Here is a 948-nt window from a genome sequence, read left to right as displayed (position 1 = left end):
GTCGACCACACAACGGTTCTCAGTGGTGTCCTCACGATTCCTCCGTCGCTGCGCTTGATGCGCTTACCGATGCGGCGCGCTCGAGATAGGGCCAGGCAAGTTTGGGCAGCAGGCCACCGCAAAGCGGTAGCAGCCGCAGCGGTCTGCCGCATCGGACGTACGCAACGGTCTCCTCGCGCGGAGGGATGCGGTGCGGCGCCGGCAGGTGGCCGTCCTCGGTGCCGTGGTGCTCGGAGAGCACGACGACCGCGCCGCGCGTCTCGGCCCACTCGCACATCTGTACCGCGGCCGCGTACAGCTCAGGCGTGGGCGCTCCCTCGGCTGGCGTCCGCATGTCGAATCGGAGCGTGAACATCAGCGCCGCAACAAGGCCGGAGTATTCACGACGACCGACTCTAACCTAATTTTTGTTCTGGTTTCCATTAATAGCGGATGCTATTCTCGGCGCTGGCTCTATCGCCACACCGGGCTGCCGGAGGAATCGTGAGGACACCACTGAGAACCGTTGTGTGGTCGACGGGCGGCGTCGGGTCGATCGCCATCGATGCGATCCGGAGCAGGCCCGACCTCGAACTCGTCGGGGTGTGGGTGTACTCCGAAGAGAAGATCGGCAAGGACGCCGGGGAGCTGGCCGGTGGTGATCCGATCGGACTGGCGGCCACCAATGACGCCGACGCGTTGATCGCGCTGCAACCGGACTGCGTCGTATACGCCGCGAGTGGGCCCGAACGTGACGCCGGCGCCGTGCCCGACTACCTGAAGCTCCTCGAAGCCGGGATCAACGTCGTGTCGACGTCGTCGACGACGCTTGTCTATCCGCCCGCCTACTACTCGCCCGAATGGCGCGACCAGATGGAACAGGCGGCGAAGAAGGGGCAGGTCTCGCTGTACGCCTCAGGCATCGAACCCGGGTTCGTCGCCGACTACCTACCGCTGGTGCTGAGCACA

General features: G+C 65.3%; 2 pseudogenes. One reads left to right on the top strand and one right to left on the bottom strand.

From position 1 onward, the window contains the following. Positions 1-193 precede the first annotated feature (193 nt). A pseudogene (locus A5650_RS26815) lies at positions 194-355 on the bottom strand (LLM class flavin-dependent oxidoreductase); the annotation flags it as partial. A 77-nt stretch (positions 356-432) separates the two neighbouring features. On the opposite strand from A5650_RS26815, the pseudogene A5650_RS13785 reads away from it, so the two are divergent. After that, positions 433-948, top strand: a pseudogene (locus A5650_RS13785) (dihydrodipicolinate reductase); the annotation flags it as partial.

The organism is Mycobacterium sp. 1164985.4 (assembly GCF_001668575.1).
GTDB lineage: Bacteria > Actinomycetota > Actinomycetes > Mycobacteriales > Mycobacteriaceae > Mycobacterium.
Note: the sequence above shows the minus strand (reverse complement) of the source record. Positions and strands in the feature narration are given on the sequence as shown.